This window comes from Pseudarthrobacter phenanthrenivorans, assembly GCF_000813845.1.
GTDB classification, from domain to species: domain Bacteria; phylum Actinomycetota; class Actinomycetes; order Actinomycetales; family Micrococcaceae; genus Arthrobacter; species Arthrobacter phenanthrenivorans_B.
Genome location: NZ_JWTB01000001.1, coordinates 25991 through 49196 on the forward strand (window position 1 = coordinate 25991; position 23206 = coordinate 49196).

The 23206-nt window shown below is 67.1% G+C and carries 19 protein-coding genes; 5 read left to right on the plus strand and 14 right to left on the minus strand.

From position 1 onward, the window contains the following. Nucleotides 1-7 precede the first annotated feature (7 nt). From RM50_RS00150 to RM50_RS00160, 3 genes are read left to right on the plus strand one after another with little or no spacing between them, the layout of a single operon-like run. On the plus strand, nt 8-334 hold the full coding sequence (locus RM50_RS00150) for a hypothetical protein (protein WP_240471770.1): 327 nt from the start codon (nt 8-10) through the stop codon (nt 332-334). Continuing rightward, complete coding sequence (locus RM50_RS00155; protein WP_043448530.1) at nt 331-537, plus strand: hypothetical protein; 207 nt, start codon at nt 331-333, stop codon at nt 535-537. Before RM50_RS00150 ends, RM50_RS00155 begins: the two co-directional genes overlap by 4 nt. Further along, nucleotides 534-1577: a hypothetical protein gene (locus tag RM50_RS00160; protein WP_043448534.1), complete on the plus strand. Its 1044-nt coding sequence runs from the start codon at nt 534-536 to the stop codon at nt 1575-1577. The genes RM50_RS00155 and RM50_RS00160 overlap by 4 nt, the downstream gene beginning before the upstream one ends. Nucleotides 1578-1678: 101 nt before the next feature. On the opposite strand, the gene RM50_RS00165 is transcribed toward RM50_RS00160, so the two are convergent. Together RM50_RS00165 and RM50_RS00170 are read right to left on the minus strand one after the other, a co-directional pair. Next, on the minus strand, nt 1679-2668 hold the full coding sequence (locus RM50_RS00165; protein ID WP_043448696.1) for a glycosyltransferase family 2 protein: 990 nt from the start codon (nt 2666-2668) through the stop codon (nt 1679-1681). A 13-nt stretch (nt 2669-2681) separates the two neighbouring features. Continuing rightward, nucleotides 2682-3497, minus strand: a complete 816-nt coding sequence (locus tag RM50_RS00170) for a glycosyltransferase family 2 protein (protein ID WP_043448698.1) — start codon at nt 3495-3497, stop codon at nt 2682-2684. 524 nt (nt 3498-4021) lie between these two features. Between RM50_RS00170 and RM50_RS00175 the strand changes: the two genes are divergently transcribed. After that, a complete protein-coding gene (locus tag RM50_RS00175) occupies nt 4022-6718 on the plus strand; it encodes a helix-turn-helix transcriptional regulator (protein ID WP_043448700.1) in 2697 nt (898 codons plus the stop codon). Between the two features lie 182 nt (nt 6719-6900). Next, nucleotides 6901-7560 carry an acetyltransferase gene (locus RM50_RS00180; RefSeq protein WP_043448537.1) on the plus strand — a complete coding sequence of 220 codons (660 nt, stop codon included), beginning with the start codon at nt 6901-6903 and terminating at the stop codon, nt 7558-7560. Between the two features lie 15 nt (nt 7561-7575). On the opposite strand, the gene RM50_RS00185 is transcribed toward RM50_RS00180, so the two are convergent. The 12 genes from RM50_RS00185 to RM50_RS20790 all read right to left on the minus strand — a co-directional run bounded on the left by RM50_RS00185 (nt 7576) and on the right by RM50_RS20790 (nt 23060). After that, nucleotides 7576-8877: a M18 family aminopeptidase gene (locus RM50_RS00185; RefSeq protein WP_043448541.1), complete on the minus strand. Its 1302-nt coding sequence runs from the start codon at nt 8875-8877 to the stop codon at nt 7576-7578. Between the two features lie 22 nt (nt 8878-8899). Continuing rightward, nucleotides 8900-10306 (minus strand): amino acid permease, encoded by a 1407-nt coding sequence (locus tag RM50_RS00190; RefSeq protein ID WP_043448543.1) that lies wholly within the window; start codon nt 10304-10306, stop codon nt 8900-8902. A 284-nt stretch (nt 10307-10590) separates the two neighbouring features. Continuing rightward, a complete protein-coding gene (locus RM50_RS00195) occupies nt 10591-11481 on the minus strand; it encodes an ABC transporter permease (protein ID WP_043448546.1) in 891 nt (296 codons plus the stop codon). Continuing rightward, nucleotides 11481-12404 carry an ABC transporter ATP-binding protein gene (locus RM50_RS00200; RefSeq protein ID WP_043448548.1) on the minus strand — a complete coding sequence of 308 codons (924 nt, stop codon included), beginning with the start codon at nt 12402-12404 and terminating at the stop codon, nt 11481-11483. The genes RM50_RS00195 and RM50_RS00200 overlap by 1 nt, the downstream gene beginning before the upstream one ends. 175 nt (nt 12405-12579) lie before the next feature. Then, nucleotides 12580-14076, minus strand: coding sequence for a bifunctional phosphatase PAP2/diacylglycerol kinase family protein (locus tag RM50_RS00205; protein WP_043448552.1), 1497 nt, complete (start codon nt 14074-14076; stop codon nt 12580-12582). 21 nt (nt 14077-14097) lie between these two features. Continuing rightward, nucleotides 14098-15360, minus strand: coding sequence for an MFS transporter (locus tag RM50_RS00210; protein WP_052259860.1), 1263 nt, complete (start codon nt 15358-15360; stop codon nt 14098-14100). Further along, nucleotides 15357-16130 carry a DeoR/GlpR family DNA-binding transcription regulator gene (locus RM50_RS00215; RefSeq protein WP_043448555.1) on the minus strand — a complete coding sequence of 258 codons (774 nt, stop codon included), beginning with the start codon at nt 16128-16130 and terminating at the stop codon, nt 15357-15359. Before RM50_RS00215 ends, RM50_RS00210 begins: the two co-directional genes overlap by 4 nt. A gap of 49 nt (nt 16131-16179) precedes the next feature. Continuing rightward, the gene (locus RM50_RS00220; protein ID WP_043448563.1) at nt 16180-17862 is read right to left on the minus strand and encodes an ATP-binding cassette domain-containing protein; all 1683 of its coding nucleotides are present in this window, start codon (nt 17860-17862) and stop codon (nt 16180-16182) included. Between the two features lie 25 nt (nt 17863-17887). Next, nucleotides 17888-19876 (minus strand): penicillin-binding transpeptidase domain-containing protein, encoded by a 1989-nt coding sequence (locus RM50_RS00225; protein WP_043448705.1) that lies wholly within the window; start codon nt 19874-19876, stop codon nt 17888-17890. A gap of 87 nt (nt 19877-19963) precedes the next feature. After that, entirely contained in the window at nt 19964-21406 is a 1443-nt protein-coding gene (locus RM50_RS00230) for a phytoene desaturase family protein (RefSeq protein WP_043448565.1), read from the minus strand. Then, nucleotides 21399-22859: a glycosyltransferase family 87 protein gene (locus RM50_RS00235; protein WP_043448568.1), complete on the minus strand. Its 1461-nt coding sequence runs from the start codon at nt 22857-22859 to the stop codon at nt 21399-21401. The genes RM50_RS00230 and RM50_RS00235 overlap by 8 nt, the downstream gene beginning before the upstream one ends. Nucleotides 22860-22919: 60 nt before the next feature. Further along, nucleotides 22920-23060, minus strand: coding sequence for a hypothetical protein (locus RM50_RS20790; RefSeq protein WP_167562140.1), 141 nt, complete (start codon nt 23058-23060; stop codon nt 22920-22922). Nucleotides 23061-23206: the final 146 nt, after the last annotated feature.

A 23206-nucleotide genomic window follows, 5' to 3' on the forward strand; every position in this document is an offset into this window, starting at 1 on the left:
GCGTGGAGTGAGCCGGCCAACGCTGTCACTGGCGATCGCCGCCGCGGTGCTGTCCCTGGTCATGCTGATCGGCCTGCCGACGCCGCTCCAGGCGCTCTCGGCAGCGGCGGTCCTGGTGCTGCTCCCGGGGCAGGCAATGACCCGGCTCACGCCGGTGACCGACCTGGCGCTCGTGGCGCTGCTCGTCCTGGCCCTCGGCTTTGCCACCCTCACCGCGGTGTCCACGGCAATGTTCTACCTCACCGTCTGGTCATGGCAGGCCTGCGTCGTCGCCATGGCCGTCATCACTATCCTTGCGTGCCTGGCACGCGCACGGCAGGAGGCCGCAGCATGATCGATATTGCCGGGCTGCTCGCGGCCGCCGTCCTGCTCGTCACCCTCGTCGCGCTCGAGGTCCGCCATGCCGGACCGAACAGCGGGACGCCGGTCCATTCCACCATCCTCGGATCGACAGTGAACATGAAGGCCGTTGTCGCCGTCATGTGGGTGTTGTTCCTGGTCCTGCTCTTTCCCCGCGTGCTGGGACTGCTCACGTGAGCGGTGCGGCGCGATGGCTGCTGGTCAGCGACCTCCACCTCGACGCGTCGGACACCGATCCACGACGCACCGGCAGCATGCTCACCGATTTCCTGCGCCGCACCGTCCTCGCAGGTTCCGGACCACGACAGCACCTCGTGCTGCTCGGCGACACGTTCGAGCTTGCGGCCCTGACCGGGCAGGAAAGCCTGGCGCGGCTCGAAGCCATCCGGGCCGGCCACCCGGACACCTTCCAGACCCTGCAGGCGTGCGCAGCACACGGCGTGCAGCTGCACTTCGTAACCGGCAACCATGACGTGGAGCTGGCCCGGCCCGTTGTGGCCGAACGCCTGGCCGGCCTGCTCTCGCCGGCCGATCCCGCGCGGGTCCAGGTGCACCCGTGGCTCCTGTATGTCCCCAACGTGCTCCTGGCCGAGCACGGCCATCTGCACCACCCGCTGCACCGCATACCCGAGGTCCTGCGGACGGCAATCAACGGCACCGATGACCTGGACCTTCCTCCCCTTGCCGCCCTGCACGCGCATCCCTCACGGTCACGCCTGGGGCGGGCCAGGGCCGTTGCCCGGGCATGCCTTGCCTCCGAGCGGGCAGAAAGCCGCATGCGCAGGCCCGCCTACGACCAGCTGCTCAGCACTGAGTCCTCGCGGCTGGCACTCGACCGGGCGGCCGTGCGAAAGCTGGCACGTGTATCCCGGTTCCGGACGGTATCGGCTATTCCGGCCGCCGCGGCCCGAATGGTGCTGCGGGCGGCTGCACCCAATACCCGCGGCGCGGCCGCTCCCCCGGCGGCCGCCCGGTCCGCACAGATCCTGAAGACGCACGGTTCGGAAGTCCCGTGGTACATCTCCGGCCACACCCACCGTGCCCTCGACGTGCCGCTGGGCTCCTCCCCCACCCGCTACATCAACACCGGCACCTGGTCATCGGACGTGCGCGGGCCCGGACCCGACCAGGCCGACCGCCAGGCTTTCCCTTACGCCCTGATCGACGTTGCCGACGACGGCACCACCAGCGGCGGCCTGCGTTACTGGCGGCCCTAAGGCGGCCCACAGCTACTTCTTCTGTGGGGAATGCAGGAGCAAACATCACAGCAGTAGGCCTCCATCCCCAGGGGACGGAGGCCTACTGCTGGTTCAGGCCCTTACTGCACTTCCCGCCAGGCCGCTCCATGGGGAGCTGCCTTGTTCAGCTCCGTCGTGGAGGCGTGCGCCAACTGGCGTCCCCGCAGGTAACCGGCGGACGTGAAGGCCAATACCGCCAGGACAGACCCGGCCCGGCCCAGTCCCTGGGGATTCTCGCCCCTGCCCCACTCCCGGAGTCCGGAAAACACGGCACGCGGCAACGTGCTGCGGACATACCGCCGCTCGGGTCCGAGCGCCCGCTTCTGGCCCACGATATGGCTGACCTGTGCCTTGGAGATTCCCTCCGACCAGGACCGCGAGAGCATGTAGCGCATGGTTCCCCTGTCTGCCGGCACATGGTGGCGGACCAGGGCAGCCGGCTCGTAGACGATCCGCGACCCCGGTGCACCCATGGTGGAGCGGATGCACACTTCGGTCTCCTCGCAGCCAAGGGGTATGCTTCCCTGCCTGCCAAGGGCGAGGTTGAAGCCTCCCACCTGCCGAAGGACTTCGAGCCGGAACGACATGTTCGCGCCAATGACATTGCGGACCTCGGAGGCAACCGTCGGCAGTCCGCGGTGGCTGCAGCCGACGATCCAGTCGAGTTCCTCGCCGAAGTAGCCTGGCCGGCCCTGGTCCCACACGGGCTCGACGCGGCCACCGACGGCGAGGACATCGGGGTCGTCATAAAGGACCACCAGGCGTTCCAGCCAGTCCGGCGCCGCCACTGCATCATCGTCAAGGAAAGCGACGATGTCCGAATCCGCCAGGGCCACGCCGGTGTTGCGGGCGCCTGAGAGACCGCGCGGTCCCACGCTCTCCACGACGGTCACGTCATCGACGATTTCCTGCAGCCTGCCGTAGAGGTCCTCGTTGTGGTCCACGACCACGATGATCTCCTGCGGCGCGAGCGTTTGTGCCCGGACGGACTCAATGACGTCAAGGAGAAGATCCCAGCGCCGTTCCGTGTAGGCACAAATCACGATCGAAACGCTCAAATGGTCGTTCATCCGGTCCAGCATGCTAAACCCCCTTGACGAGTGAAAGGATTGTCTGCGGATCCGTGGGAGTCCGCGGGACGCTGATATTGGCGTAGGCATACTTGACCCGCCGAAGGGCCTCCGGCCGGGCACCCGCCGTTGGCGCTTCCCACATGGTGCACTCATGCGCCATTTTGCGCAGCACCCGCCAGCCGTCGCGGAATGTCTGCAGGTTCGAATTTCCGGAAATCCGGTCCAGCTCGATACTGGGAACCTCCGCGATCCGGAGGCCGGCGCGGGCAGCCCGGACAATCAGTTCGGTTTCAATCTCGAACCCGTCAGATTCCAGCTGCAGGATTTCCAGGCATTCGCGCCGGAAAGCGATATAGCCGTAGCAAAGATCGGAATAGTTGCTGTGCAGGACCGCGTTGGCCAGCTTGGTGAGCGCGCGGTTGCCGGCCCTCCGCAGGCGCGTGAGGTCCTCTGAACCTCCGCCGGTGACGTGGCGTGAACCCTTGACGAAGTCGTAGTCGTGCTGGAGCGGGGAAACGAACCAGCCGATCTCCTGCGGGTCCATGCTGCCGTCCGCGTCCAGCATGACAATGATGTCGCCGGTGGCCGCGGCGAACCCCGACCGGAGCGCCACGCCTTTGCCCTTGCGCTGTTCGTTGACGATCACCAGGTCATCACGGATGGCCTGTGCCACACCCACCGTGTTGTCGGTGGAGCGGCCGTCCACGATGATGACTTCATCGACGTAGGACGGCATTCGGCGAAGGACCCACGGAATATTCCTGGCTTCGTTCAAAGTGGGGATAACGACGCTGATCGATGCCTTGGCCGACTCGACCGCCGGCATCGCGAAAGTAATTGGGAGCTGGATGGAAATGGACAAATACCTCACCACTTCATGACGTTGCGGATTAGTTATCAAAGAGCCGCACGGTTTGAAGCCGAGCACGGCTTTAATGCTTATCCGGTCATGGGTCTGGTCTCGGGCCCCAGCTCACTTAGCCTTTGACTCTGGCCGTGACGAAAGCCTATTGAGAGTGCCTTGCAACTGTCACCAGTAGTAAGTACTCACTTTTGGCCGCCTCAATCCCGTGCCAAGGCAAGTACAGGGATTACCCGCGCCGGCCGGTATTAGGTATAGGGGATGCGTTCTTTCAGCGGTTTTAGGTATAGGGGATGGTTTTCCGGAAAACAGTGATTTCCGGCTGCCGGCACCCCCCAAGCCGGAAAAGTATCAATTTCCAGTGGTGAAAGTGCCGCATTGCGCGCTATATTCAATCCTTACCGGTCGACGCCTGCACTGGGGAGCGGCGCAAGGCCGCGTATCGCCATTGCTGGAAGCGGTCTCCTTCGTCGATGATTGGGGACGCCATGCCGCTTGTAGGCCGCCGCAAGGAACTGGACCGCATCCTGTCCGTCATCCGCGGGCCCAAGGACACAGCACTGGCGGTGGCCGGCCCCCAGGGCGTGGGAAAGACCGCCCTCCTGTCCGCGATCCCCACCCTCTCCAACAACCGGAGCATTGTCCTGCACGCCGCCGCAGCGGAATCGGGCTGGCCGCTGTCCGGGCTGACCGCGCTCCTGAACGAGATGGACGATCCCGTCCTCAACCGGATCGCCGGCAGCCTCCCCGGCAAAGACGCCCAGGACCTGCCGGCGGCCGCCGGCATGCTGCTCACCGGCCTGCGGCAGCGGCTGTCACCCCGCACCGTCATCGTGATCGACGACGCCGACCGGATGGATCCCGCCAGCCAGGCGGTCATCGGGTTCCTGGCCCGGCGGCTGGCAGGCACGGACACGGTCCTGTTCGCCGGCCTGCGGAACGACCTTCCCGGCGGCCCCTTCGGCGGCCTGCCCACCCTGAGGCTGGGCCCGCTCGGCTTCAGCGACACCGTCAGGATGCTGGAATGCATGGCACCCAGGCGGATCACGACGGCGGCGGCCCAGGCGGTTGCCGCGGCTGCCGGCGGAAACCCGCTTGCCGCCGTCGAACTTCACGGCCAGCTTGTGGAAAAGCACGCCGGAGGCCGTTCCGCGCTGCCCTTGCCGCTGCCGGCCAGCGGCAGCTTTGACGCAGGGTTCGCGGCGCAGGTGGCGATGCTGGCACCCGGTCCCCGCCATGTCCTGGACCTCCTGGCACTCTCCCGCCACACCGACATCTCTGCCATCTCCAGGACGTGCGGTGGTGCATGGACGAGGGTGGACGGGCTGCTGGCTGCCGGCCTGGTGAAACGGTCAGGACCCCATGTCGGCATCGTGGACCAACTCCTTCGGGAATATATCTTCCGGTCCATGGCGCCCGCTGAACGCCTCGCCGGGCACCGGGAAATGGCGGCGGCAGCGGACGGCAACGCCCCCCATGCCCGGACCTGGCACCTGAGCTTCACCGAGGCCCGGCCCCAGACACCGCTCCAGCTGCTGCGGCACGCCAGGGACCTGGCCGGGGAGGGCGAAGTGCCGATGGCGCTGGAGTATGTCGAGCGGGCCCTGGCGATCGATGCCGCCCACGCCGGAACCGCCGCAGAGCTTGCCGGCATAGCGGAGCTGCTGTTCAGCCGCGGCGAATTTGCCTACGCCCGCCGCTACCTGGAGTGGGCGCAGCGGCTAACCCCCGATCCAGCGCTGGTCCTGCGGCTGGCCGGCTTGGACTTCGAGATCCAGTTCGCCCAGGGCGCTGCGGTGCGGTCCAGCGCACTGCTTCGCCTCGTGAAGGAGTTCGGCCGGCATGATCCCGAATACTCGGCCGGGCTGCTGGCAACCGGCGCCTGTTATTACGCCGAACGGTGGGAGCTGCAGGTGGCCTCGGAGGTACTGCAGGCATCAGCGGACGTGCTGCGCCTGGCCGGCGACGGCTCCGCAGCCGCACAGCACCGGGCCATGGCCCGGCAGGCCGGGCTGTTGATGGATGTCATCGGCGGTGGCACGGCCGACCCGGCCCGCAAGGATGGACACCCCGGCGCCGCCCGCGCCCAGGGTCTCCTGGTGTCCGCCCGGGCCCTCACCTACGCGGAGCGCTACGACGGCGCCCGGGAAGCCTTCGCCCTGCTCCGCAATTCCAGCGGAGCGGGCTCCGCCATCTGGCAGCATGCCGCAGCCATCCTGGCAGTCGACAACGAGATCCGTGCCGGAAACGTCCGCAGGGCGGTCCGGCTGATCGATGACCTGGAACTGTCGGAACCGGACCTGCAGTACCACCGCGGGATGCGGCACCTGTTCCGGGTCTGGCGCGCCCACTCCGTTGGTGACGAAGGGCAGGCGCGTGTTGCGGCCGCAGAGGCGCTCCGGTATGCCGGCGGGGAAGACCACCCGGCGCTCACGGCACAGCTTGCTGCCTGCCAGGGCCATTTCGCGCTGCTGCGCGGCGACCTGGCGGAGTCCGTCGCGCAGCTGTCCAGGGCCGCCGAGACAGGCATCCGGTTTGGCAACCCCACCCTCCTGCGCTCCGGGCCGGACCTGGCGGAAGCTCTCATCCGCCTGGGCCGCCACCAGGAAGCCACCCAGGCACTCCTTCACCTTGAGGCCCGCTCCGCGGGGCTGCGTTCTCCGTGGCTTGCGATGGCCGTGGCAAGGAGCCGCGCCATGCTTGCGGACGGTGAACAGTCGCTGCAACTGTTCCGCGAGGCACTCGAAGGCAGAAGCCCGCACACGCTGGAACGGGCCAGGACGCTGATGTGCTATTCCGAGCGGCTGCACGCCTTCGGGAGGCTGCGTGATGCGCGCGATGCGCTGCTCCGGGCCAAAGTGTTGTTCGACGAGGCAGGGGCGGATGCGTGGACCCAGCACCTGGATTCGCTCCTGCTGGACGAGCGCATGGAACCTGCCAGCCCGCAGGGCAATCCGGCCCTGCTGCTGCTGTCGGAGCATGAGCGCGCCCTCGCCAGGATGGTGGCGCGCGGCATGCGCAACAAGGAAATCGCCGGGACCCTGTACGTTTCCGTGCGTACGGTGGAAGTCCGCCTTACCGCCATCTACCGCAAGCTCGGCGTCGAGTCCCGGGCACAGCTGACCGCCCTTGCTGCGGGCAAGGGAACCAAGACAGCCGAGCCCTACGTCCTGCCCGTTTTGTAGGCTGCATGGCCGTGCACCGCAGGTAACCGCAGTTCCCGCACTTTTCCCCTGCAGGGCAGGCGAAACGCCTGTGCGGCATCGCCAAACCCGGAGGCGGACCGCTAATTTTGCACCAGGCTGGGGCACCGGATGACGCGGAAAGGGACAGCCATGGCAGCAGTACCGGCGGGCAGGGCGGGTGCATGAGCGAGCTCATCCTCGTCAGTGCCACGGGTCTTGCCCGGGAAGTCCTGGCAATGGTCCGCGGCAGCGGCCAGTACGACGTGGTGGGCCTGCTCGATGATGACCGGGAACTGGCGGGTGTTACGGTGGACGGCGCCCCTGTCCTGGGCAAGATCGAAGACGCCAAGAAGTATCCCCATGCCCTGATGCTCGTCTGCCTCGAATCCCCCACCGCCCGGGAGGCCACGGTACAGCGCCTGGGTGTGCTCGGCCTGGGGGAAACCCGCTATGCCACGGCGATCGACCCCACCGTGCAGTACCCGGAGGGATGCCATGTGGGGAGGGGAAGCATCCTGCTCCGGAACGTGGTGCTTACAGCGTCCGTTACCCTGGGCTGCCATGTGGTGGCGATGCCCTCGGTGAGCTTCAGGTACGACGTCGACGTGGCAGATTTTGCCACCTTTGCCGCGGGTGTTTCCCTGGGCGGCGGAGTCCGCATTGGCCGGGCCGCCTCCCTCGGCATGAATTCGAGCGTCCGGGAGCATATCTCGGTGGGGGCTTACGCCACCGTGGGAATGGGTGCCGCTGTCCTGAGCAATGCGGCGGACGGACAAACCTGGGTAGGGGTTCCGGCGCGCGAGGTCGACGGCGGCGTCTTCAGCCTGGACGACGCCTCCTGAACGGGCCGGGGCCGGCTACGCGGCAGTGCCGAAGAACAACTCCGCCACGGCGGCCAGGCGCAGGGGGTCTTCCACGCCGCACAGCTCGCGGGCTGAGTGCATGGAGAGCAGCGGCACGCCCACGTCCACGGTCCGGATCCCCAGCCGGGTGGCCGTCAGCGGACCGATGGTGGAGCCGCAGGGCACCACGTTGTTGGAAACGAACTCCTGGAACGGCACGCCTGCTTCCCGGCAAAGGCGGGCCCAGAATGCGGCTCCGGGGGCGTCGGTGGCGTAGCGCTGGTTGGCATTGATCTTCAGGAGGGGGCCACCGTTCAGCACCGGGTGGTTGGCGGGGTCGTGCCGCTCGGGATAGTTGGGGTGCACGGCGTGCCCGGCGTCGGCAGAGAGGCAGAACGACGCCGACAGGGCCTGCCGCCGCTGGCTCGCCGTGGCACCCAGGCCGTCGGAGATGCGCACCAGCACGTCCTCAAGGATGGGACCGCACGCACCTGAGCGTGAGTTGGAGCCGATTTCCTCGTGGTCGAACGCGGCGAGCACCGCAATGGGGCCGCCGGCCGGCGCGGATCCGGAATGGGCGGCCAGCGCCGCCAGCCCGGCGTGCGTGGCCGAAAGGTTGTCCAGCCGCCCTGATGCGAAGAACTCCCCCTTGCCCCCGAAAACCGCCGGTGCCTGCGTGTCTGCCATGACGACGTCGTACCCGCCGATCTGCCCCGGGTCGACGGACGCACCGGCGACCGCGGACGCCAGGACGCCCAACAGGTCCGATTCGGCGGGGTTCCCGAGGCCCCACACCGGGTTCATGTGGCGTTGCTTGTCCAGCGTGAGTCCCTCATTCACGGCCCGGTCCAGGTGGATGGCCAGCTGGGGGAAGCGCAGCATGGGGCCGGTCGCCGTGAGGTGTTCCGTGCCGTCGAGCATCACCAGCCGGCCCGCGAGCCGCAGCTCGCGGTCCAGCCAGGAGTTCAGCAGGGGCCCGCCGTAGATTTCCACCCCGGCCTGCAGCCAGCCGTGCGCGCCGATGGTGGGCTTCGGCTTGAGTTTGAACGTGGGCGAATCGGTGTGGGCGCCGAGGATATTGAACCCCGTGGTTGGTCCCGCGCCGTCCGGGACCACCCACGCGATCAGGGCGCCGTCGCGGATGATGAAGAAGGATCCGGGCCCGCCTTCCCACGGCTGCAGCTCATCCAGGCGGGTGAAGCCCACTTCCTCCAGCCGCCGGCCGCCCTCGTGGGCGGCGTGGAAGCTCGACGGCGACGCGCTGACATAGGCGCCAAGGTCCTGGATGTGGTCTGCGGCAGAGGAAGGCAAAGGCATGGTCCCGAGTCTAGCGCCGGCCCTACTCCGCGGGTGCCGGTGCAGCCTCCGTGGCCGGCACCTCCTGGCGGGCGGCTGCAGCACCCTTCCGGCGGTACCGCAGCACGCCCATCGCGACCACCACGGCGGCCAGCGCCAGGGACAGCAGCAGGGACTCCCGGGTGGACTCCACGATGACCATGCCGATCAGGAGCGCCACGATGCTGATGATGGCGGCCCAGGTGAGGTACGGGAAGAGCCACATCTTCAGCTGCAGGTCCTTGGCCGCGGCGCCCATGCGGCGGCGCAGGACCAGCTGGGAGGCGGAGATGACCAGCCAGACGAACAGGGCGATCGCACCCGAAGTGTTCACCAGGAAGAGGAACACGGTGTCCGGGGCGATATAGTTCAGGCCCACGGTGATGAAGCCGACCACCGTGGAAGCGAGGACGGCTGCGGCCGGGACGCCGCGGCGGGAGATGCGGGTCCAGGAGCGGGGTGCGTCACCGCGGGTGGAGAGCGAGAAGAGCATGCGGCTTGCGGTGTACAGGCCGGAGTTGAGGCAGGAGAGCACGGAGGTCAGGACCACGACGTCCATGATGGTTCCGGCGCCGGGGATGCCGAACAGTTCGATGACGGCCACGTAGGGGCTCTTGGCTACGGAGGCCGAGTTCCACGGCAGCAGGGTGACCACCACGGCGATGGAGCCGATGTAGAAGACGAGAATGCGCCAGACGGTGGATTTCACGGCCTTCTTGACGGCGTCGACCGGGTTTTCGGATTCGCCGGCTGCGATGGTGGCGATCTCGGCGCCGAAGAAGGAGAAGACAACCACCAGGATGCCGGCCAGGACAGCGCCGGGACCGTTGGGCATGAACCCGCCGTTGTTGACCAGGTTGCTCAGGCCGGGGGCCGGAACGCCGGGGATGAGGCCCAGGATGGCGGCGGCGCCGAAGATGAGGAAGAGGACGATCGCCGCCACCTTGATGGATGCGAACCAGAACTCGAACTCGCCGTAGGACTTGACCGAACCCAGGTTGGTCAGCGTCAGCAGCACCATGAGGACCAGTGCCCAGACCCACTGGTCGATGCCCGGCACCCAGCGGTGCATGATGGCAGCACCGGCGGTGGCTTCAATGCCCAGGACGATGATCCAGAACCAGGCGTAGAGCCAGCCGATGCTGAACCCTGCCCAGCGCCCCAGTGCCTTGTCCGCATAGGTGGAGAAGGATCCCGTTTCCGGGTTGGCCGCGGCCATCTCGCCCAGCATCCGCATCACCAGGATGACCACCAGGCCGGCGGCTGCGTACGCGATGAGGATGCCCGGGCCGGCCTGCTGGATTGCCGCCCCCGAGCCGACAAAGAGGCCCGCCCCAATGACGCCGGCGATGGCGATCATGGAAAGGTGCCTGGGTTTCAGGGACTTTGAGAGTTGCTGGTCAGCATGCATGGAAGCGCCGTCCTGTTGGGGAAATAGCAGAGGTTGAGCGACGTGCCTTGGCGACCACCGGCGGACCGTGTGATGCACCACATCGTCGTTTCACCCTAGGTCCGCCATTATGCGCCCTGCTTTGTGCAGTCCAACAGACCTGGTTGCGGCGAACAGGACGGCACTCCAAGCGGAGACCATCATAGGCAATGAAAGTTGCCTGTCAGGCATATTTGTAATGTGCCTGAAACCACGCGGAGAGCCACGTGCCCGGCCAGGCCACGTGGCTCCCCGACGTGCTGGACCTACACGTCGCGCCGTTTCAGCAGGATGGCGGCGAGCAGCACGGGCACCACCACCCAGGCGCCAAGGACCAGTCCGGCCTGCCACGCTTCCAGGGTGTCCGGGACGTGCTGGGCGGCCGTCAGGGGTTCGACGGTGTTGCCGGGAAGGTACTTGCGGGCTTCCTTGAAGAAATCCCCGGGGATGAGCTGGAACGCGATGGGGGCCACGAAGAAGATACCCACCAGGCTCATGATGCCGCCGGCCGAGTTGCGCAGCAGCGTGCCCAGGGCCATGCCGATGGCGGCCACGGCTGCCACGTAGATGCTGTTGACCAGGAGCAGCTTGACCGACTGTGAGCTGCCCAGGTCCAGGGCGAGGCCGTAGTTGTCCAGGATGGGTACGGCAGCGAGGCCGGCCACCCAGGTGGATACGGCGGTCACCACGAAGGACGTCACCATCACCACCACCAGCTTGGCCGCGAAGGCGGGAAGACGCTTGGGCACGGCCGCAAAGGTGGACCGGGCCATGCCCGTGGTGAATTCGGAACTCATCAGCAGGACGCCAAGGGACCCCAGGATCAGCTGGGCGAAGGCGATGCCCGAGGTGGGCACGCTGATGGCAAGGTCGCCGCCCTGGGATGCCATCCTGGCAGCGGCCTGCGGATCCCGTGTGGCGGCATCCGCGAACTGGCCCGTTCCCCAGGCAGACAGTGCGCCGAACCCGACCATCACGGCGGCGGTGGAGGCGAGCAGTATCAGCGTGGACAGGAGGCTGCGGAACTTGATGATTTCCGAGTTGAGGACCCGGAAAAACGTGGGGCCGGCCAGGGAACGTGCGCCGCGGGGATTGCGTGGGCCCGGGGCGGAGGCAGGTTCGGGGGAGGACGTTGATTCGGTGGTCAGGGAGCTCATTACTTGGTTACCTCCGCGGCGGGCAGGGAGTGGTATTCGACGTCGTCCTTGGTCAGTTCCATATAGGCCTCCTCGAGGCTGGCCACGAGCGGGGTGAGCTCGTAGACCATGACGTGGTTTTCAAGTGCTGCCGCGGCAATGGCCCTGGGCTCCAGGCCCGTCACCTCGAGAAGTTCGCGGTCGGGAACCTCGATGGTTGCACCCCGTGTGGCCAGCAGCTGGCGGAGCCGTTCCGGTTCGTCGGTGCGCACCCGGACCCGGGACCGGCCCTGGCCGCTGATGATGTCGTGGATCGGCGCATCGGCAATCACCTTGCCCCGCCCGATGACGATCAAATGGTCAGCCGTCTGTGCCATCTCGCTCATCAGGTGGCTGGAGAGGAATACCGTCCGGCCCTGCCCGGCGAGGTACCGCACCAGGTTCCGGACCCAGACCACGCCCTCCGGGTCCAGGCCGTTGACCGGTTCATCGAGGATGAGGGTCTGCGGATCTCCCAGCAGGGCCGCAGCAATGCCGAGCCGCTGTCCCATGCCCAGTGAGAAGCCGCCCGCCTTCTTGCGCGCCACCGCTTCCAGTCCCGTCATCTCGATGACCTCGTGCACCCGGGTTTTGGGGATGCCGTGGGTGGCGGCCATGGCCAGCAGGTGGTTGTAGGCGCTGCGGCTGGTGTGCACGGCCTTGGCCTCGAGCAGGGCACCCACCTCGCGCAGGGGTGCCTTGTGCCGGACGTAGGGCAGGCCGTTCACGGTGACGGATCCCGCCGTCGGCCGGTCGAGTCCCATGATCATGCGCATGGTGGTTGACTTGCCGGCCCCGTTGGGGCCCAGGAAACCCGTGACTTGCCCTGCCCGGACGGTGAAACTGACACCGGCCACGGCGGTCTTGGTGCCGTAGACCTTGGACAGTCCGTTTGCCTCGATCATGAATGGTCCTTTGGACGGCAGCGCGCGGCTGCACACGTTGGAATGGTGGAAAACAGGTCGGTGGAATACCCTTCCCACGCTATCGAGCCGGCAACGGCTTTTCGCCCGTCTCAGGGATGATTCAGGGGAGAATCAGGGTATTTCCGCGGGTGCCCCGTCCCCAAGGTCCGGCGGGTCAGCGGAGCGGGGAGTAATACGTCAGTGCGTGCGGCCGGACCGTGTAGGAGACACTGCGGACGCCGGCCAAGGCTTCCCCGTCGACTGCCAGCGCCATGGGTGCGCCGCCGGCGTCGATCCTGACCTCCCTGGCCTCGCGGAGATGGGTGATCCGGGAGGTGGCCACCGTTCCGGTGAGGACGGCCCACAGCAACCGGAGCCGGGCAAAGGATTCGTCAGCGGTGATGAGGCGGACATCAAGTACGCCGTCGTCCATTACGGGCCGGATCAGGGGAGCATGGTCGCGGGGGTAATAGCGGCCCCGGCCCAGGTACGCGATCCACACCTTGTGCCGGACGCCGTCCACGTTCAGGGTGATGGGGGTTCCTGCGGCAAAGGTCCGGAACATGGCGACGACGCCGGCCAGTGGCTTGCCCAGCGCGGGTTGCAGGTGTTCCCGCCGCCTGACGAAGTTCGGGTAGATGCCGATGCTGGAAGTGTTGAGCATTGCCAGTTCCGCGACTTCCGGAGCTCCGGCCAGCCCCCGTTCCACCGTGACAAGTCCGATGTCCGCCAGGGCGGCTTCGCCTTCGTTTGCAGCCTCCGCGGCATCCTTCAGGCTCCCCGTTCCGGCATCCCGGGCAAAATGATTGAGGGTCCCGCCGGGGAGAACCAGGAGGGGCATGGAACGTTCGACGGCGGCCGCGGCCGCTGCGCCGACGGTCCCGTCACCTCCCCACACACCGAGGGCCCGGGTTCCGGGATGGTCGGCGGTCGCCTTGATGCGCGCCACCAGGTCCTCATCAGGCTGGACGGTATTTATATGCGCTTTGGGAAATACTTCCCGGAGTGCGGCAGCCGTTTCTTCTTTGAAGGAGCCGCCCAGGGTGTTGACCACGATGCTGAGCCCCTCCCCGCCTGGCACCGCAGGGGCTGTTGTCCACGCCCGCGTTGTCTGCGGGATAGGCGGGCGTACGGGCCACCAGTGACGGGTCACGAGCGCGGCGCCGGCCCCGATGGCCGAGCCGAACAGAACATCGGTTGGCCAATGCGCACCGGTGTGCACCCGGGAGTAGGCAACCCCGGCCGCGGCCGGGGCAACGGCAAGCCCGAGCGCGGGACGCACCAGTCCCACCCCCACCGCGAACGCCACGGCGGACGCCGAGTGCCCGGACGGCATGGACGAACTTGTGGGCTGCGGGTGCACGAACCGGAAGACCGGCAGGTGTTCCGGCAACGGCCGGGTACGGGGGAGCAGGGTCTTGAAGACCACATTGGTGACCGCGGATGCCACACCTTGGGCAATCAGGCCGTGGAGGGCCGCCCTGCGCGTCTTTCCGGGAAACAACGCCAGCACAGCGGCAGTCCCCATCCAGAGCTTGCCGTTGTTGGCGGAGGCGGAAAGCCGCCGGAAAAACGTGTCGTGGTTGCCGCCTGGAAGGTTCGAAACATGCCGTAAGAGGTATCTATCAACCCGGCTGATCCAGCTCCTGCCCCGGGGCTTCATGCTTTGCATGTGTTCACCCTATCCCCGGGCTTAGTTCCCGCCGGGCCGCGACTCCCTGTTTGCGGGTTCCTGGGTTGCAGGCTCCCGGCTGGGCGTTTCGGGGGCAACACTGAGGGGCCGAGCCGCACCGGCCAGCAGCAGCGCAACCACGATGGGAAACATGATTGCCAGCAGGGCGGTGTGGATGCCGATGAGATCACCCAGGTACCCCAGCAGTGGCGGCCCCGCAAGAAACGATATATACCCCAAAGTGGATACAACGGAAACGCGCGCCGCCGAGTGGCGGGGATCATCCGATGCTGCGGACATGCCCATAGGAAAGGCAAGGGCCGCCCCCACTCCCCACAGCGCGGCACCTACGCCGGCGAGCCAGATATTGGGTGCCAGCACAAAGAGACCAAGGCCGGCGGCAGCTGCTGCCATGCTGGCCCGGAGCACCACGACGCGGCCGTACTTGTCGATCACCCGGCCGCCGAGGAACCGCATTGCCGTCATGGCCAGGACGAACAGGGCGAACATGAGTGCCCCGGTGGACTCGGATGTACCGAGCCCGTCCACGGAAGCCTTCGCAATCCAGTCGTTGCCCGCTCCTTCCGTCAGGGTTGCCCCCAGCACCACCACGCCGATGAGCAGCGTCCTGCCATCGCGCCAGGCGGACGGCCCCTTGGCGGGCTTCGGCTCCGCTGCAGCCGGCGCGGTTGACAGGTGGGGAAGGAAATAGCGGGGGGCAGTGAGGGCCACCAGCACAACGACGCCGGCGATGACCAGCAGGTGCACGGGAAGGTCCACGCCCAGGGTGGACAGTCCGGCGCCGACCAAGGCGCCCACGAACGCTCCGCCGCTGAAGGCCGCATGGAACTGCGGCATGATGGTGCGCCGAAGCTTGTGTTCGACATCGGCGCCTTCAATGTTCTGTGCCACGTCCCATAGCCCGATGCCGATGCCGAAGAAGAACAGGGACACCGCCGTCCCGGGAATCGATACAGCCGAAAGGGAAAGGGCGATGCCGACGCCGGCAGCGGCAGCCAGCATTCCGGCAGACCGGACCGTATTGGCGGTGCCGATCCTCCCAACGACCAGGCCGGCCGTGGGAAGGGCGAGGAGGGAGCCGACGGCAGTGCACAGCAGCAGCGTGCCCATTTGGCCGGAGGTGATCTGGAGGGTCTGGGTGACAGCGGGGATGCGGGCGGCCCAACTGGCAAAGACAAGCCCGTTGATGCCAAAGACCACGAACGTGGCGGCGGCAGCGGCGTTCAACCCCGCGTGCTCGTCTGTACCGGTGTTGATGCTCATACGTTCACTACTTCCACAGAAAATTTGTCGAGTTCAGCTTTGTCGTGCCCGCTGAGTTGCCTGTCCGTGACGATGGTGTCCACCCGGTCCAGGCCGGCGACGAGCACCCGGGCAGTCGCATGCCATTTGGCTGCGGAGGCCGCCACCACAACGCGGCCGGCGGACTGCAGGCCCGCACGTTTGACCGCGGCATCGTCCAGGTCGTGGGCCAGCAGGCCGTCCTGGAAGTCCATGGCGCAGGGCGTGACAATGGCGGTGTCGAAGCGGAGGGACCTGATGTTCGATTCGGCGAGGGGTCCCCGGAAGGAGAACTCACCGGGCATGACGCTGCCGCCGGGCAGCAGCAGGGACGGCCGCGGGCCTCCGGTGCCGTCGCCCTGGGCCGCAGCATTGAGCGCCTGCAGGGACATGGGCATCAGCGTCAATTCGCGGCCGGATAAGGCCCTGGCTACCTCCGTCGCTGTGCTTCCGCTGTCCAGCCAGACGTGTTCCCGGTCCGCCACCAGGGCGGCGACGGCGGCGGCGATACGGGCCTTTGCGTCACGCTCCTCCAGCTCGCGCTGGCCGTAACCGGGGTTCTGCCCTTGGCCGATCAGGCTCCTGGCACCGCCGTGGACCCGGCGGAGGACGCCGTGGCCTGCGAGTATCTCGAGGTCGCGGCGGATGGTGGCGCCGGAGGCGGCGCAGGCCTGCATCAGCTCTTCCACAGTGGCGCCCGACTGGCGCCGCAGGATTTCGGCGATAGTCCGGTGCCGCTCATCCGTCTTCATGAGCAAACGATATCAAGTAATGATCATTTGATCATTACTTGATCAGCTGTCAGCGGGCCCGCTGCACCCGCTGCTCGTCCCAGACCGGCTCCGCCGATTCGTACACCTTCCCGTCGGAGCCAAAGACGAGGAACCGGTCGAAGGTGCGCGCAAACCAACGGTCGTGGGTCACCGCAAGGACCGTTCCCTCGAAGTGGTCGATGGCCCGCTCCAGCGCTTCCGCGGAATGCAGGTCCAGGTTGTCCGTGGGCTCGTCCAGCAGGAGCAGCGTGGCGCCACTGAGCTGGAGCAGGAGGATCTGGAACCGTGCCTGCTGGCCACCGGACAGGGATTCATACTTTTGTTCCGACTGCCCGGCAAGGCCGTAACTGTCCAGGGCTCCTGCGGCGGCTTCCCGGCCCAGTCCGGACCGGTGTTCATCGCCGCGGTGCAGGATTTCCAGCAGCGTCTTTCCCAGCAGGTCGGGACGGACGTGGGTCTGGGCAAAGAAGCCAGGGCGGATCCGGGCGCCGAGCTTGACGGTTCCCTCGTGCGGCACCTCCGCTATGTCCACATCCGATACGGGCAGGTGTTCACGTTCGGGGTCCGTGCCGCCGGTGGCGAGCAGCCGCAGGAAGTGGGATTTGCCGGACCCGTTGGAGCCGAGCACGCCCACGCGGTCACCGAACCACACCTCGGTGGAAAACGGCTTCATGAGCCCGGTCAGCTCCAGCCGCTCCGCCACGATGGCACGTTTTGCCGTGCGGCCGCCCTTGAGCCGCATCTGCACGTTCTGTTCGATGGGCAACGCCTCCGGGGGTCCTGCCTCAAGGAACTTGGCCAACCGGGTCTGTGCGGCGTGGTAGCGGTTGGCCATGTCCGAGCGGAACGCGGCCTTGTTCTTGTACATGTTGACGAGTTCCTTGAGCTTGATGTGCTCCTCGTCCCAGCGCTTGCGCAGTTCCTCGAAGCGCGCGTTCCGGTCCGCCCGCGCCTCCACGTAGGAACCGAAACCGCCGCCGTGGATCCAGGCCGCGGCTCCATTGATCCCAGGCTCCAGCGTGACGATGCGGCCGGCGGCGTTGTTCAGCAGTTCCCGGTCGTGGCTGATGAAGAAGACTGTCTTTTTCGACTCATTCAGCTTCTCCTCGAGCCAGCGCTTGCCCGGCACGTCCAGGTAGTTGTCCGGCTCGTCCAACAGCAGCAGGTCGTCAGGGCCGGCAAACAGTGCCTCCAGCACCAGGCGCTTTTGCTCCCCGCCCGAAAGGCTCGACGCCGGCCGGTGCTGTGCGCGGTCGTAGGGGAGTCCCAGCGCTGCCATGCAGACCTCGTCCCACACGGTTTCCACGTCGTACCCGCCGGCGTCCCCCCAGTCCACGATGGCCTGGGCATACCGCATCTGGGTGGGTTCGTCGTCGTGCTCCATCATGGCCAGCTCGGCGTCGGCGACCTCGCGGGCAGCGGCGGCCAGAGCCGGGGGAGCGGCGGAAACCAGGAGGTCCCGGACACTGGAATCATCCCGGACCTGGCCCACGAACTGGCGCATGATGCCCATGGTGCCCGAACGCCCAACAACGCCCTCGTCCGGGACCAGGTCCCCTGCAATGATCCGGAACAGGGTGGTCTTGCCAGTCCCGTTGGGCCCGATCAGGGCGGTCTTGGTGCCGTCCGGAACCTTGAAGGTCACGCCGTTCAGGAGCTGGGTGCCGTCGGAGAGGAAGTAGTCGATGCCGGAAACGTCAATATGGGCCACGACGTCAATCCTCCCATGCCCGTACCTACCCGGCGGCGGTGAGGAACTGCTTCAGCAGCGGTCCGGAAGTGGTGGCACCGAGGCCACCGTCCTCCACGAAGACGGCAACGGCGAGGTCGCCGTGCACGGCCACGATCCAGGCGTGCGTCTTGGGCGGATTTTCGGTACCGAACTCGGCGGTTCCGGTCTTGGCGCCCACCGGCGCCCCGGGGACGCTGGACAGGAAACCCGCGTGTCCGGAGGTCACTACGGCGCGCATCATGTCGGCCAGCGACGCCGCCTCCGCCGCGGTGATGGGCTTGTCCGACGCCGTCGATGGGGCTTCGGCAGTGGCGGTGGCTGAGGGTTCGGCTGCTGGAGCCGTGGATCCCGCGGTGGTCCCGGCGGCGGGAGCTCCGGCGTCGGGGTTAAGGACCAGCTGCGCCGAGACCGACGCACCCTTGGCCACGGAGCCGGCCATGATGGCCGCGGCCAGCGGGGAGAGCAACACCTTGCCCTGGCCGATCATGGATGCTGCGTGTTCGGTCCCTTCGGCCTTGCCCGGGACGGAGCCCAGGAAGGCTTCGGCCCCGAGTTTGGGCGCTTCCACTGCCACGCCCATGGAAGTGGCGGCAGCTTCGAGCTGGGCCTGCGATACGGCGTCCCGCTGCGAGATGAATGCGGTGTTGCAGGAGTGCGCGAAGGCATCCCGCAGGGTGACCGCTCCCAGGGATGATTCCGGATAGCCTTCCGAGTTCTTGAAGGTCCGGCCGTCCACGGTGAGCGTTGGGGTGCACTGGACGGTCGAGTCGGGCGTCATGCCGTTGCGGAACATCGCCAGCGAATCCACCATTTTGAAGATGGAACCGGGCGCGTACTGCCCCAGCATGGCCGTGTTGTACCCGTTGCTGCCCGGCCCGGATGCTGCTGCCAGCACAGCGCCGGTGGAGGGCTTGATGGCCACGATGGCTGAGGCCGGGCCCACGCCCTCCAGGGTGCTCTCCGCCAGGGTCTGCAGCCGTGGATCCAGCGTGGTCTTCAGGGGTGTTCCGGGTTTGGGTTCCACTTGGAAGAGGACGCGCCGGGGGTCCGTGCCTGCGGACTGGATCTGTTCGCGGGTGAGGTCGGCGCGCTGTGCCCGGATGACGACGGCGTCCGATCCGCGCAGCTGTTTGTCATACTGCTGCTGCAGGCCGCCGATGCCGGTGACATCGCCGGCGGCCAGCACACCGTTGGAGGCGTCGATCTGCTCGGCGGTGGCTTCCCCCACGGATCCGAGCACTGCACGGGCAAATGTCCGCGACGGGGCGAGCGGAATGGATGCCGGTATGCCGCGCGCGCCAGGGATGGCCTGGATCTGCTCATCGGTGATGGTGCGGCCTTCCTGGCGCAGCGTGATCGCAGATACAAAGGCCTGGGCACCGGCTGCCTTGACCTGCTGAACGTAGCCTGCCGGGTCCACGCCCACCAGCGCGGCCAATTTGCCTGCCGAATCGGCGGGGTCGGCTCCGCCCAGCTGGGGTTTGTCTATTCCGACGTTGACCACGGGGCGGTAAGTCACCAGCGGGACGTCTCCGGCGCCGAGGATGTCGGCGCGCTGGGGTGACTGGGATCCTTTGGTGACGATTTCACTGTCCGCGAGCCCGGGCGCCAGCATGGCCGGGTCCCAGACGGTGAGCCATTTGTCACCGGACTTCCTGAAGTTCGCCGCGATGGTGTACTTCCATTCGGCGTCGCCGAACTTCCAGGTGTAGTTCAAGGGGGCCGAGGCTTTGTCCCCGTCCAGGGTGAGGCTGCCCGCCTCAACCTGGGGCTTTTGCGGATCAAGGCCGGCGAAGACCTGGTGCAGCTGGTCGTTGGCCGCGGCGGCGTCCTTGCCCTCAAATGCCACGGAACCTACGTCCAGTGCCGAGACGGCGCCTGCCAGCTGCTGTGCTGCCGCTTCCGCCCCGGACTTTCCGTCATCGCAGGCCACCAGCGAGGTTCCAAGAACGAGCACAGCTATGGCAAGCGAAAATTTTGTTGTGTTCCCCATGGCGCCATTATCCCCCGGCCCGGGCACCTGCAGCGCCATCCCGGCTCCGGGGCGGCAGGCGGGAGAAGCAGGGCGGGGTGGTACCCCCTAGACCAGTCCCAGGTCCGGGACCGGGAGCTTGAAGACGTCCTTCAGGGCGTACGTAGCAGCGTGCAGCCCCGGCATGCCCGTCACTCCGGGGCCCGGCGGCGTGGACGAAGAACACAGGTAGACGCCCAGCAGCGGAGTCCGCCACGGCACGGGGGACACCACCGGCTTCTGGATAAGGCCCCGGACGTCCAGGATGCCGGCGCTGAAATCGCCTCCGATGTAGTTGCGGTTGTACTGCGCCAACTCCGCTGCCGTGACGGCATGTGAGTCCACCACCAGGTCGCGGAAACCCGGTGCGAAGCGTTCGAGCTGCGCCGCAACCTCGTTCGTCATGTCCCTGCTCGAGCCCGCGGGGACATGGCAGTAGGTCCAGAGCGTGTGCCGGCCTTGGGGTGCACGGCCTGAGTCGTAGCGCGAAGGCTGGGCAACCAGAACATAGGGCCGGTCAGGGTGGCGGCCGGCGCTGACCTCGTTTTCGGAGCGTGCCAGCTCCGCCCGCGTGCCGCCCACGTGGACGGTGCCGGCGTCGGAAAGTCCCTGGCCCTGCCATGGCACTGGCCCGGACAGGATGAAATCCACCTTGCAGGAGCCGTTGCCGTAGCGGAAACGCTCCAGTGCGCGCCGGTAATGGCCGGGAAGGGATTCCCCTGCCATGCCCAGCAGGCCCCTGGGCGCAACGTCCAGTAGTGTGGCGCGGGTGGCCGGCAGCTCCTCCAGCCGGTCTACCGGGGTTCCCGTGTGGATGACCCCGCCGTGGGCGCGGATGTCGTCCGCGAGTGCCGCCGCGATCGTGGCAGAGCCGCCGCGGGGGATGGGCCAGCCGGCGGCGTGCCCCAAGGCGCCAAGCATGAGACCGGCCCCGGATGCCGCCAAGGAGGGCAAATGGGACACGGCGTGGGCGGCCACTCCGCTGAGGAGTGCAGGCGCAAGTTCCTCCTTGAACCTTGCGTTCCACAGTCCGGTCCCCTGTTCGAGGGTGCGCAGCCCGTACACCGCCGCCGCCAGGGGATTCCGCGGGATGCGCAGGAGCTGGTTCTGGGTGAAGTCCATGACGTCGTCGATGTGCCGCACCAGCGGTTCCATCAACCGCCGGTAAGCCGGCCCGTCCTGGCCCAGTTCAGCCGCCGTCCGCTCCAGTGACCTGAAGGCCAGTGCTGCACGGCCGCCGTCCAGCGGGGAACCGAAGGACACTTCCGGGGTCACCAGGTCCACCCGGCGGGGGAGCTCGAAGGCGCGGAAGAACGGGGATGCCAGGGCCATGGGGTGGACTGCCGAGCAAACGTCGTGGAAGTGCCCGGGCTGCATCAGCTCGGAGGTGCGTGTTCCGCCGCCGATGGTTGCTGCGGCCTCGAAGACTTCCACTGAGAGGCCTGCCCGTGCCATGACCACCGCGGCCGCAAGTCCATTGGGTCCGGAACCTACTACCGCCACATCAGGCATTGGACCTGGCTTTCGGGATCAGGGATGCGGGGCGCCGCCAAGGCTTTAGCCGGACCCGGTCCGGTGCACCTGCAAAGGGTCCGCCGTGGGGGTCGTCAAGATGGTGGCGGCGGATGGGGTCAAAGTCAGGGTCGTAGATATCACGGGCAACGCGGGCCATGAGATAGGCCACCGCGGCCATGTGTGCGGCCACGGCCAGGACGTAGTAGGGCATGTCCAGGTTGTGCTGGGAGGAACCTGCGCTGGTCACCTGTCCAAGGTACATCCAGATAGCAGCCCAATGCAGGGCTTCGATGCCTTGCCAGACGAGGAAATCCCGCCATCGGGGCCTGGCCAGGGCAAGCAGCGGGATCAGCCACACCACATACTGCGGCGAGTAGACCTTGCTGGTAAGGATGAAGGCCGCAACCACCAGGAAAGCGAGCTGCGCCAGGCGGGGCCGGCGGGGAGCGGTCAGGGCCACGGCGGCGATGCCGGCACATGCCGCCACAAACAAGCCACCGGACAACCAGCTGACGGCGTCCGCCCCCAACCCGGCCCACCCCAGCCTGCCGGCCACCAGGTTGTAGGCGAACCAGGCCGAGCTGTAGCCGGCGCCGCGTTCAGCGCTGTACTGGAAAAAGAAGGCCCACCCGGACGGGTTGGCGGCGGCAAAGGGTAGGTTGACCAGCACCCAGGCGGCGGCCGCGCTGCCCCCGGTCACCAGCAGGGGGCGCCACCGTCCAGTGCGCACGGCAAGCAGCAGGATGGCCCCGAGGACCAGCACGGGATACAGCTTGGTGGCGGTTGCCAGGCCGATCAGGACTCCGGCGGCAACCAGCCGCTGCCGGGCAAAAAGGTACATGCCCACGGCCAGCAGGCACGCGGCCCAAAGGTCCCAGTTGATGCTTCCGGCAAGTATGATCCCCGGGGCCACGGCCACCATGGCGGCATCCCAGGGACGCCGTCCGGGCATTCGCGCAGTCACCAGCACAGCCACCATGGCAACTGCCGCCAGCAGCACGGTGTTGATGTCGAAGTAGGCAAGGGCCCGGGCATCAGCATCCCCACCCGGCACCAGCCAGGCCGTCACCCCTGCAATCAAACCGATGAGGACCGGGTACTCGAACTGGCTGCCGCTGCCAAGGATGGGAAAGATTCCCGATGCCAGGCCGCGGTTGCGGAACAGTTCGGGGAAATCCGAGTAGCAGGTGGCGTAGAACTGGGTGGGCGTTTCCCAGCCGTTGGCCCGGCAGTATCCCTTCAGCAGGATGCCCACGAGTGCTGCCAGTGCCGTGAGCAGGATCAGCACGCGCTCAACGGTGAACATGCCGGGGGAGACCACGCCGGGATCCGTCCTGGCCCCCAGTGGGCCACCGACCAGTTCGGTGAAATTCCGCAGCAGGGTATCGCTGCGGCTGGGCACCACGATTCGTGGCCGTCGTCCGTCTTCCGGCGGCTGGGTCTCGTGCATGGCATCGAGCTTACAGCCGGCCCGTCCCGCGGGAACGGACCGCAGGATCGGGACCGGCCGTCAGCGCAGGCCGCCAAGCTGTTGGTGCATCAGCACGAAGACATCGTTCCGGTGCTGTTCCAGCAGTTCACTGTTGAAGGAACTGCGGCGCTGCAGTTGGCGGGACAGAAGTCCCATGATTTTTTGCATCAAGGGAGCCACCTCCTTCCTTGGTATTTGGGCACGGAAAAGCGCATGCCGGACTAGCCCTGAATCCGGGGGCAGGAATGCGCGAATTAGGGCGTGGGAATTCCACAAACGGGAATTAGGGAAATTGCGCGGAAAAGCGCAACTTTACGGATTGCCGC

Bases quoted from the DNA above. Each gene is read 5' to 3' on its own strand.
- RM50_RS00195 (WP_043448546.1), bottom strand. From the start codon at position 11,481: ATGAGCTCCCTGACCACCGAATCAACGTCCTCCCCCGAACCTGCCTCC.
- RM50_RS00170 (WP_043448698.1), bottom strand. From the start codon at position 3,497: ATGCCGGCGGTCGAGTCGGCCAAGGCATCGATCAGCGTCGTTATCCCC.
- RM50_RS00180 (WP_043448537.1), top strand. From the start codon at position 6,901: ATGAGCGAGCTCATCCTCGTCAGTGCCACGGGTCTTGCCCGGGAAGTC.
- RM50_RS00200 (WP_043448548.1), bottom strand. From the start codon at position 12,404: ATGATCGAGGCAAACGGACTGTCCAAGGTCTACGGCACCAAGACCGCC.
- RM50_RS00175 (WP_043448700.1), top strand. From the start codon at position 4,022: ATGCCGCTTGTAGGCCGCCGCAAGGAACTGGACCGCATCCTGTCCGTC.
- RM50_RS00235 (WP_043448568.1), bottom strand. From the start codon at position 22,859: ATGCACGAGACCCAGCCGCCGGAAGACGGACGACGGCCACGAATCGTG.
- RM50_RS00205 (WP_043448552.1), bottom strand. From the start codon at position 14,076: ATGCAAAGCATGAAGCCCCGGGGCAGGAGCTGGATCAGCCGGGTTGAT.
- RM50_RS00210 (WP_052259860.1), bottom strand. From the start codon at position 15,360: ATGAGCATCAACACCGGTACAGACGAGCACGCGGGGTTGAACGCCGCT.
- RM50_RS00165 (WP_043448696.1), bottom strand. From the start codon at position 2,668: ATGAACGACCATTTGAGCGTTTCGATCGTGATTTGTGCCTACACGGAA.
- RM50_RS00155 (WP_043448530.1), top strand. From the start codon at position 331: ATGATCGATATTGCCGGGCTGCTCGCGGCCGCCGTCCTGCTCGTCACC.
- RM50_RS00190 (WP_043448543.1), bottom strand. From the start codon at position 10,306: ATGCATGCTGACCAGCAACTCTCAAAGTCCCTGAAACCCAGGCACCTT.
- RM50_RS00225 (WP_043448705.1), bottom strand. From the start codon at position 19,876: ATGGGGAACACAACAAAATTTTCGCTTGCCATAGCTGTGCTCGTTCTT.
- RM50_RS00215 (WP_043448555.1), bottom strand. From the start codon at position 16,130: ATGAAGACGGATGAGCGGCACCGGACTATCGCCGAAATCCTGCGGCGC.
- RM50_RS00185 (WP_043448541.1), bottom strand. From the start codon at position 8,877: ATGCCTTTGCCTTCCTCTGCCGCAGACCACATCCAGGACCTTGGCGCC.
- RM50_RS00230 (WP_043448565.1), bottom strand. From the start codon at position 21,406: ATGCCTGATGTGGCGGTAGTAGGTTCCGGACCCAATGGACTTGCGGCC.